This is a genomic window from Sphaerisporangium corydalis (assembly GCF_025506355.1).
GTDB lineage: Bacteria > Actinomycetota > Actinomycetes > Streptosporangiales > Streptosporangiaceae > Sphaerisporangium > Sphaerisporangium corydalis.
This window is the reverse complement of sequence record NZ_JANZYP010000089.1, coordinates 24,141-33,064: the sequence shown is the minus strand read 5'-3', so window position 1 is coordinate 33,064 and position 8,924 is coordinate 24,141. Positions and strand designations below refer to the sequence as shown.

The 8,924-nt window shown below is 72.5% G+C and carries 8 protein-coding genes; 3 read left to right on the top strand and 5 right to left on the bottom strand.

Annotated features, from left to right (window positions below; genetic code table 11):
* The first annotated feature begins 353 nt into the window (after nt 1-353).
* Nucleotides 354-1,145 carry an AMP-binding protein gene (locus NYZ98_RS38080; protein WP_262849748.1) on the top strand — a complete coding sequence of 264 codons (792 nt, stop codon included), beginning with the start codon at nt 354-356 and terminating at the stop codon, nt 1,143-1,145.
* A 224-nt stretch (nt 1,146-1,369) separates the two neighbouring features.
* Here NYZ98_RS38080 and NYZ98_RS38075 read toward each other — a convergent pair whose 3' ends face one another.
* Nucleotides 1,370-2,359, bottom strand: coding sequence for an ArsR/SmtB family transcription factor (locus NYZ98_RS38075; RefSeq protein WP_262849745.1), 990 nt, complete (start codon nt 2,357-2,359; stop codon nt 1,370-1,372).
* Nucleotides 2,360-2,477: 118 nt separating this feature from the next.
* Between NYZ98_RS38075 and NYZ98_RS38070 the strand changes: the two genes are divergently transcribed.
* A complete protein-coding gene (locus tag NYZ98_RS38070; RefSeq protein ID WP_262849743.1) occupies nt 2,478-3,845 on the top strand; it encodes an MFS transporter in 1,368 nt (455 codons plus the stop codon).
* Here NYZ98_RS38070 and NYZ98_RS38065 read toward each other — a convergent pair.
* The 3 genes from NYZ98_RS38065 to NYZ98_RS38055 all read right to left on the bottom strand — a co-directional run bounded on the left by NYZ98_RS38065 (nt 3,807) and on the right by NYZ98_RS38055 (nt 7,137).
* Nucleotides 3,807-4,778, bottom strand: a complete 972-nt coding sequence (locus NYZ98_RS38065) for a zinc-binding dehydrogenase (RefSeq protein ID WP_262849741.1) — start codon at nt 4,776-4,778, stop codon at nt 3,807-3,809. The two genes, NYZ98_RS38070 and NYZ98_RS38065, sit on opposite strands and share 39 nt — an antisense overlap.
* A 69-nt stretch (nt 4,779-4,847) precedes the next feature.
* Nucleotides 4,848-5,546, bottom strand: coding sequence for a response regulator (locus NYZ98_RS38060; protein ID WP_262849739.1), 699 nt, complete (start codon nt 5,544-5,546; stop codon nt 4,848-4,850).
* Nucleotides 5,547-5,613: 67 nt separating this feature from the next.
* A complete protein-coding gene (locus NYZ98_RS38055) occupies nt 5,614-7,137 on the bottom strand; it encodes a sensor histidine kinase (RefSeq protein ID WP_262849737.1) in 1,524 nt (507 codons plus the stop codon).
* 207 nt (nt 7,138-7,344) lie between these two features.
* Between NYZ98_RS38055 and NYZ98_RS38050 the strand changes: the two genes are divergently transcribed.
* Nucleotides 7,345-7,596 (top strand): hypothetical protein, encoded by a 252-nt coding sequence (locus NYZ98_RS38050; RefSeq protein ID WP_262849735.1) that lies wholly within the window; start codon nt 7,345-7,347, stop codon nt 7,594-7,596.
* Nucleotides 7,597-7,634: 38 nt separating this feature from the next.
* On the opposite strand, the gene NYZ98_RS38045 is transcribed toward NYZ98_RS38050, so the two are convergent.
* The gene (locus tag NYZ98_RS38045; RefSeq protein WP_262849733.1) at nt 7,635-8,879 is read right to left on the bottom strand and encodes an FAD-dependent oxidoreductase; all 1,245 of its coding nucleotides are present in this window, start codon (nt 8,877-8,879) and stop codon (nt 7,635-7,637) included.
* Between the last annotated feature and the right edge of the window lie 45 nt (nt 8,880-8,924).

The window sequence follows — 8,924 nt, the reverse complement described above, 5'->3', positions numbered from 1 at the left end:
GTCGGCCCCCGCCTCCGACCCCACCCCCGGCCTACCCCCCGACGGCTCGTCTCCACTAGCCCGGACCGGTTACTACAAGCGCACGGTCTCATCTCCACATGTACCGAGCTCGCCCTAATCAGCCCTCGGACCCGTCTCCGTATGTGCCCGAGCTCGCTCTTCACGAGCACAGTGCTCGGGCGCGTGTGCTCGGCGCGGCCCTCGGGATCGGGCAAGTGGGTGGGAAGAGGTTATGGCTATACCGTAAATCGGAGTTCGGCGTGTCGTATGTAGGGATCTGGTCGCCAGCTACACAGTTATCTACACACATTGGCGGATCCCGTGGAGACACGGCAGGCCGTACCGTCTTGCAGATGATGCCCAGCACTTTTCCGGCGGCCGCGACCGTGACAGGCGCCCTGCTCGGCAGGGCCGGCGAGCTGGGCGATCGGCACGCTTTGGTCGACATCGCGGCGGGGGGTGCCGTCTACACCTACCAGCGGCTCGCGGCCTCGGTCACGCGGGCCGCCGCCGGGCTGGTGAAGCGGGGCATGCGGGCCGGACAGGTGTCCGGTGTTTACGTTCACACGGTGCCGGCGCAGATCGTCGCGCTGCTCAGCGTGATCGCGGCCGGCGGGGTGGCGCTGCCGTTGAGCGTCAGTGCCGGCCTCGCGGGGGTGGCCAAGCTGCTCGTCCGCCATGATGTCCGGTTGCTCTTCACCACGCCCGACCTGGTGGAGGCGGCGGAGGAGATGGCCGACGCCTCGCGGATCCGGCAGATCGTGACATTCGGCCCCACCCCGAAGTCGGTCGACTTCGAGGACCTGCTCGCGCCGGGCGAGTTCTCGCTGCCGATGCCGGACCCGGTCACCGAGCCGGCGGTCGCCACGGCGCAGGGCGTGCTCACCCACCGGGAGTTCCTGTCGGGCGCGCGGACCCTGGACCGCACGGCCGACGTGACCGCTTCGGACGTCGTGCTGGTCGCCTGGCCGCTCGACGGCGGGTGCGACATCCCCGTGCTGGTCAGCCTGGCGCTGATGCGCGGCGCCACGGTCGTCGCCGTCCCGGGCATCACCCGCTCGCAACTACGCGGCATCATCGCCGACTTCGGCATCACGCTGGTCGCCCTCGTCGACGGCGACCGCAAGGTGATCAGCCGCCTGTGACGGCCTGATTCTGGTCGGACGGCCGGGTTCTCAGCGGCCTGTGTTGGCCTCGATCCCGGTTGGACGGCCGGGATTTTCAGGAGCTTGTGACGGACTCGATCCCGGTTGGACGGCCGGGGGTCCTCAGCGGCTTGTGACGGACTCGATCCCGGCTGGGCGGCCGGGGTCCGCAGCCGCCTGTGACGAACTCAATCCTGGCAGAACAGCCTGGCCGTGTTGCGGTGTCAGGCGCCGCCGGCCAGTGCGTCGCCGAGGGGTGTGCGGGTGTACAGGACCGAGCGGCCCACCCGGCTGCCGGTGATCAGCCCGGCCTCGCGCAGGGCGGCCACGTGGTCGCCGGTGCCGCCGACGCTCAGGCCGAGCAGGGCGGCGAGCTGGGTGGTCGTGGCAGGGGTCTCCAGCAGGATCGCCGCCCGGGTTCGCCCGATGAGCCGCACCAGCCCTTTCGAGGGGACGCCTTGGGCCGCGATCCCCCGGGCCGGATACACCAGCGCGTACGGCCAGGCGTCCTCCAGGTACGCCGCCACCTGGGGTCCGAACACGCTCGGCACGAACAGCAGCCCCCGGCCGCCGAGGCGGTGCGTCTCGTCCTCGCCGCCGGAGTCCATCCGCACCTGGATGTGCCCGGACCTGCCGTCCGTGCGCCAGCGGACCCGGGGGTCGAGGTCGTCCAGCGCGGACGCCCACCCGTACGTCGCCAGGCGGCCCGCGCGGTGCACGACGTCCCGCTCCAGGATCGCGTGGAACCTCGGCCAGTCGGGGGCGACGATCTCCTCCCAGGTCGCCGCCAGCGTGTTCGCGATCAGTTCGACCACGTCCGGCCGGTCGAGGACGGCCTTCAGCTCGGGCGGCGGCAGCGGCCTGCCGTGCAGGTTCCTGGCGATCTCGGCGCGGGCCTGCGCGAGGGGGGTCGCGCGCATCACCGCCAGTTCGTCCGCGAACGCGACGTTCACTCCGGACGGGGGCGGGGCGATGAAGTCCGCGTTGTAGTTACCCCGCCGGAACAGGCCGATGATAGCGGCCATGCCGGGTTCGTCGCGGAGCAGCCGCTCGTACGGGCGGCGGTTGCGGTCCGCCCACGCGCGGTGCACGCCGGCCCGCTGGTTGCCTGACAGCATCCACAGGGCGTGCATGGTCTCGATCAGCGGTGAGATGGCGAACCGGCTCGCCATGACGTCCTGCGGGCTGACCTCGATGTTGATCAGCCGTTTCATGATCCCCCGTCCCGCGGCCCCGGCCCCGACCTTACGTCCATTTCCGAAAGCTTGGCCAGGTGTCCCACGACGACCCCAGCATCGTCGCCAGGGAGGTGGGCCAATGGAAGGGGGACGGGTGAGGCGTCAGGCGACGTTCGGTGAGGTGTTCGCCGTGCGGGAGTTCCGCGTGCTCTTCGGCAGCTTCACGCTGCTGGTGGCGGGCGACACCGTCAAGATGCTGGCGTTCTCCGTGCTCGTGTACGCCCGCACGGGCTCGGCCGGGCTGGCGGCGCTCGCCTACATGTCCGGTTTCCTGCCGTATGTCATCGGTGGAATCTTCCTGCTGTCGCTCGCCGACCGGATACGCCCCCGGCGGTTGATGATCATCGGGGAGTTCGTCCGTGTCGTGGTGTGCCTGCTGCTCGGCTTCGCGGGGCTGCCGGTCTGGGCGATGCTGCTCCTGGTCGTGGTCACCGGCGCGCTGAGCCCGGTCTTCGGCGCCGCGCGCACCGCGATGCTCCCGGACCTGCTGCCCGGCGACGCGTTCGTGCTCGGCCGGTCCGTCCTCACCGTCACGTCCGCCGCCGCGCAGATCGGCGGCCTCGCCGTGGGCGGCACCGTCCTGGCGATCACTGTCCCTGGCGGGGCACTGCTGATCACTGCGGTCCTGTCCGCCGTGGACGCCCTCGTCCTCAGGCTCGGCCTCCCCGACCGCCCTCCCCATTCGACGGCCCCGGCGGCTTCCGGCACGGCGGGGTCCGGGGTGGCGCGGGTGCGGAATCCTGTGCGGGAGACGCTGCGTGTCAACCGGGCGTTGCTCGTGGACCCGCGTGTCCGGGGGCTGGTGCTCGCGATGTGGGTGCCGCTGATGTTCGTGTCCGGCGCGGAGGCGATCGTCGTGCCGTACCTCAGCGAGGCCGGCGGCCCGTCGCAGGCCGGCCTCGTCCTCGCGGCCTTCGCGGCCGGGATGGCCGCCGGGGACTTCGTCGTCGGCCGGTTCGCCGCCCCCGCGCTGCGTGAACGGCTGTCCCTCCCGCTGGCCCTGGCGATCGGCGTCCCCCTGCTCGGGTTCGCCGCCCGCCCCGGCATGGTCTGGTGCGTGGTGCTCGCCGTGCTGACCGGCGTCTGTCTCGCGTACAACCTCGGGCTCCAGCGCAGGTTCGTCGACGCCGTGCCCGGTGACGTGCGCGGACAGGCGTTCGGGCTGCTCACCTCGGGTCAGATGTCCACGCAGGGGCTCGGCGCCGCCCTGACCGGCGCGCTCGCCGAGGTCGTCCCCGCGCACGTCGCCATCGCGCTGACCGGAGCCGGCGCCATCCTGGGCGCCCTGGCCCTCGCCCGCCACCTCCGCCCAGCTCCCCGCGACGCCCCAGCTCCCCGCGACGCCCCAGCTCCCCGCGACGCCCCAGCTCCCCGCCACGCCCCCGTGCCGGCGGTGAACCCGGTGCGGAACGGGCGAGTGGGGTCAGATCAGGAGAAGGGACTTGCCGATGACGTCGCGTGACTCGATCGCGGCGTGCGCGTCCGAGGCGCGGTCGAGCGGGAAGGTCTGCCCGATGACCGGCCTGATCCGGCTGGCCGCCACCTCCGCCACGGCCCGCTCGGCCAGCCGCCTGGCCTCGCCGGGCGCGAATTGCAGATGCTGGATTCCGCGTACGGTCACCCCGCGCCGCTCCGCCTCGGCGGGGTCGATCGGGCTGAAGCCGCCGTTGGGCGCGCCATGCGCCGAGATGCGCCCGCCGTGCGCCGTCATCGCGAACGCGTCCAGGCCGATCTGCCCCCCGGCGCCGTCGAGCACCACGTCCAGGCCCGCGCCACCGGTCGCCGCGCGCACCCGCTGGTCCCAGCCCGGCTCGGTGTAGTCGACCGCGATGTCCGCGCCGAGCTCCCGTGCCAGGCCGAGCTTCCGCTCGCCGCGCGCGGCGGCGGCGACGTGCGCGCCCGCGGCGTGCGCGAGCTGGACGAGCAGGACGCCCATGCCGCCCGCCGCCGCGGTGACCAGCACCCATTCGCCCGGTTTCACCTCGGCCGCGTCGAACACGCCGAGCCCGGTGACACCGTCGTGGAGCAGGGACGTCGCCTCCGGCAGCCGCAGCCCGTCTGGTACCGGGATCAGCGCCTCCACCGGGACCACCGCCTGCTCGGCGTACCCGCCTTCCCTGCCCGTGCCGGCCACGACGCTGCGGCCGATCCAACCGGCGTCCACGCCCTCTCCCACGGCGAGCACCTGGCCGCCCACCCCACCGCCGGGCACGTACGGCGGCTCCATCGAGAAGTACTCCCGGAAATAGCCGTAGCGGATCTGCGTCTCCACGTACAGCGTGTCCGCGACCGACACGTCGATCACGACCTGCCCCGCTCCGGCGACCGGGTCCGGCACCTCCCGTACCTGCAGGACCTCGGGCCCCCCGAACCGCGTCACCTGTGCTACCCGCATCGCCACACCCGCTTCGATCGATGATCCGACGTCCGAGCCGCCAGTCTCAACCATCAACCAAGGTTCAGGTCAAGCCCGTTCCTCTTCCTTGCCCCCCGGAGAGACCAGGCCGGTCTCGTACGCGAGGACGACGGCCTGGACGCGGTCGCGCAGGTCGAGTTTGGACAGGATGCGCGCGACGTGGGTCTTCACCGTCGTGGCGCTGAGGGTCAGCCGCTCGGCGAGCTCGGCGTTGCTCAGGCCCGTGGCGAGCAGGCGCAGCACCTCGAGCTCCCGTGGCGTCAGCCCGGACAGGTCACGGTGGAGAGTGGCCTTGGCCGCGTCCCGGTGGGCGAAGCGCTCGATCAGGCGGCGGGTGATCACCGGCGCGAGCAGGGCGTCGCCGGAGCGGACCAGGCGTACCGACGCCACCAGGTGCTCAGGGCTGACGTCCTTGAGCAGGAAGCCGCTGGCACCCCCGGTCAGGGCGGCGTACACGTAATGGTCCAGGTCATAGGTGGTCAGGATGAGGACGCGCGGCTCGTCCGCGCCGCCGGTCAGGATCCGCCGGGTGGCCTCCAGGCCGTCCATTCCCGGCATCCGGATGTCCATGAGCACGACGTCGGGCCTGGTACGCCGCACGGCGGCGACCGCCTCGGCCCCGTCCGCCGCCTCGGCCGTCACCTCGATGCCGTCGGCGGCCAGGATCATCCGGAACCCGGTCCGCACCAACGCCTGATCGTCGGCGATGACGACCCGAGGCGAGCCTCCGGGCGGGTCGGCGGTCACGCGGCCCTCCGGCCGATCGGGGTCCTCCACGTACGCGCGGCCTTCCGGGGGACGCGGTTCTCTCGGTTCACGGGGTCCTCCACGGGACGCGGGCCTTGATCTGGTATCCGCCGCCGGTCCTGACCCCGGCGTCCAGGGAGCCGTCATAGACGGCGAGCCGTTCACGCAGCCCGATCAGCCCTCGGCCGGTACCCGTCCCCGAGGGTGCAGCCCGCGTGCCGCCGGTGTCGGTGACCTCGATCTCCAGCCAGTCGTCGTCGTGACCGATCACGACGGACGCCTCCGCGCCGGCCGCGTGCTTGATCGTGTTCGTCAGGGCCTCCTGGACGACGCGGTAGACGGCCAGGTCGACCCCGGGGGGCAGGGGGCCGGGCGGCGGTGAGATCGTGACGCTCACCGGCACGCCCGCCGCGCGTACCCGCTCGACCAGGGCGCCGAGCCGCTCGACCCCGGGCTGCGGCTCCAGCCCGTCGCCCGGGGCGTCGGGTCGCGCGCTTTCGGGGCCGGCGAGCAGACCCATGACGTGCCGCAGTTCGCCCATGGCGGCCCGGCCGCTCGCCTCCACCGCGAGCAGGGCCTGCTTGGAGTCCGCCGGCGCGGCGTCCATCACCTTGCGCGCCGCGCCCGCCTGGATCACCATCACGCTCACGTTGTGCGTCACCACGTCGTGCAGCTCACTGGCGATCCGGGATCGCTCCACCTCCACGGCCCGGCGCATGTCCTCCGCCTGGGACTCCCGCACCTCGGCCAGCCGGCGTCGGCCCGCACTGAGCTGTTGCTGCCAGAACCGGACGAAGCTCGCGAGCACGCCCGCGCTCAGCAGGACGACGAAAGGTCCTGACCAGTCCGGGAGCCGCAGACCGGTGTTACGGAAGGTCACGCCCGCCAGCACGGCCGTGAGCACCAGGCCGGCCATCGCCGGCACCCGGTGGTTGCTGTGGACGATGGCACTGCAGACGGCGATGACGCAGGTCAACACCGTGATCCAGGTCGCATCCTGGTGCGTGGCCAGGGCGGCTGCCACCACCACCCAGAAGGTGGTGAGCGGATACCGGCGCCGGGCGGCGAGCGGCAGCGCCGTCAGCGCCACCAGGACCAGCACCGGCCCGCCGACCCCGGCCTCTTCCGGGAGGGCGCTCTGCGTCGGGACCGGCGAGGAGGCGGTCTCGGCCGGGCGGGCGGTTCCTGTCTGCGCTGGTGAGGTGGCGGTCTCGGCCGACCGGGGGGTCCCCGCCGGCGCTGGTGAAGGGGCGGTCTCGGCCGCGCCCGAGGTCCACGGTCGCGCAGGCGCCGAGGGAACCACGTCCGATGCGGAGGGAACCACGTCCGGCGGTGGCATCCCCGGTGCCTCGGGGGCGGTCGGCGGTACCGGCCGCAGCCGCAGGTACTCGACCAGGCCGGACGACGGCGCGCCGTCGCCCTGGCCGTGGCCGTACAGTCCCGCCACCGCGATCACCGCGAAGGCGGCCAGCACGAGCGCCAGGACGGCGTCGGCGACGACCGCCCGCCGGGACGGCCTGGCGGGTCTCTCCAACGGGCGCAGCGCGTCGAGCACGTGCCGCCGCCACACGCGCTTTTCGGCTGTTCGCACCGCCATATTGTCGCGCAGACCCCGGCCGGGTCACCATCCGCCGGGAAGACCAGAGGGTGGTCTCGCAGGAGTACATCGCGCGGATGACACCGCGGCGACATCCGCCTCAGGAGGTATCCGATCTAGATGCGACGGCCGACGCGCCCGGCCACCGTTCCCGCCTACCTTCGGTGTGTCGCCGGCTCGCTCACAGGTGCCCCCGCCTAGATGCCGAACGGCACTGATGACCGTCGACGAAGCGGCACCGACTGGAAGGAAGAACAGCCGATGAACCATGAGACCGAGTCGCGAGGCTTCACGCAGTACAGCGTCAACGCCCGCGGCATCCTGGCCGCCGCCTGCCTGCTCGCCTTCGCGATATTCGCCCATTCGGCGCTTCCTGCTCCTCCCGTGCCCCCAGCCCCTCCTGCGCCGGCAGCACCCGCAGCGCCGGTGGCGCCCGCCATGCTTGCCCCGTGAGGCCGTGGCGAGCCGCTGGTGATCTCGTGCTTGGTGGGTCAGGATGCCTGGACTTCGTCGAAGAGGGCGAGGGCTTCGCGGGGGTCCGGGCTCACGAGGCGTTCCAGGCCGGCCGTCGTCATCTTCGCCCACCTGCCGGCCCGTACCCACATCTGTTCCTCGAAGGCACGGACGGCTTTGTCCAGATCGTCAGGGGCGGCGGCGGCGGACTCGGCGAGCTCGGCGCCCTCAAGCATCGCGAGGTTCGCGCCTATCCCCAGCGGGGGCATCAGGTGGGCGGCGTCGCCCAGGAGCGTCACCCCGGGGACGTGGGTCCAGGTGTGGGACACGGGCAGGACGTAGAGGGGGCGGTGGACGAAAGCGGTGCCGTGACGGAGGAGGTCGAGCACGGGAGCGGCCCACCCGTCGAACAGGGCCAGCAGACTTGATCGCACGGCCTCGCCGTCAGCCAGATCCAGGCCCACGCCCAAGCCCGCGCCTGGGCCCAAGCCCGCGCCCGGGTCCGTGCCGAGGCCCGCGCCCGGGTCCGTACCCAGATCCGCGTCCACGTCAGTGCGCCCGTTCAAGCCCATATCCCGGCCCGGGTTCGTATGCCAGTCCAGCGGCGCGCGGAACTGCGCGTACACCTTGACGTGGCCGCCGCTGTTGCGCTGGGCGACGAGGCCGCGGTTCACGCCGTACACGGCCACGGAACCGTCGCCGATCAGCCGGGCGAGGCCGGGGTGGCGGGTGTCGACGTCGTCCAAAGAGGTCTCGACCAAGGTGACGCCCGTGTAGTGCGGCGTCGTGGGCGAGACCGCCGGGCGGACCCGGGACCAGGCGCCGTCCGCGCCGACCACAAGGTCGAACGTCTCCTGCCGCCCATCCGCGAAACGGACCAGCACGCCACCCCGGGTCCCCGGCACCACCTCCGTCACGCCCCGCCCCCACTGAACGTCCAGTGGGCCGAGCAGCAGGTCACGGAGTTGCCCGCGGTCGATCTCGGGATTGGCCCGGTCATCCGGACGGGGTCGCCAGTCGCGCAGGACGGTCCCGTCCGTGTCCAGGATGCGCATGGCCTGCCCCTCGGGGCGGGACAGCGCCTGGAACTCCGCCAGCAGCCCCGCCTTGTCCAGCGCGAGCTGGCCCAGCCCTTCGTGCATGTCCAGCGTGCCGCCCGGGGGACGGGCGTCGGGAGCGGGATCGCGTTCGAGGACGGTGACGGGGTGACCGTGGCGGTGCAGGACGCGGGCGAAGGTGAGGCCGGCGGGGCCGGCTCCGATCACAGCGATGCGATGTCTCATGTCGAGACACTGTATTGGTTTTTTGCAACGTATCGCAACAGTACG

Coding starts and splice junctions, on each gene's coding strand:
- NYZ98_RS38080 (WP_262849748.1), top strand. CDS start 354: ATGATGCCCAGCACTTTTCCGGCGGCCGCGACCGTGACAGGCGCCCTG.
- NYZ98_RS38075 (WP_262849745.1), bottom strand. CDS start 2,359: ATGAAACGGCTGATCAACATCGAGGTCAGCCCGCAGGACGTCATGGCG.
- NYZ98_RS38065 (WP_262849741.1), bottom strand. CDS start 4,778: ATGCGGGTAGCACAGGTGACGCGGTTCGGGGGGCCCGAGGTCCTGCAG.
- NYZ98_RS38050 (WP_262849735.1), top strand. CDS start 7,345: ATGCCGAACGGCACTGATGACCGTCGACGAAGCGGCACCGACTGGAAG.
- NYZ98_RS38045 (WP_262849733.1), bottom strand. CDS start 8,879: ATGAGACATCGCATCGCTGTGATCGGAGCCGGCCCCGCCGGCCTCACC.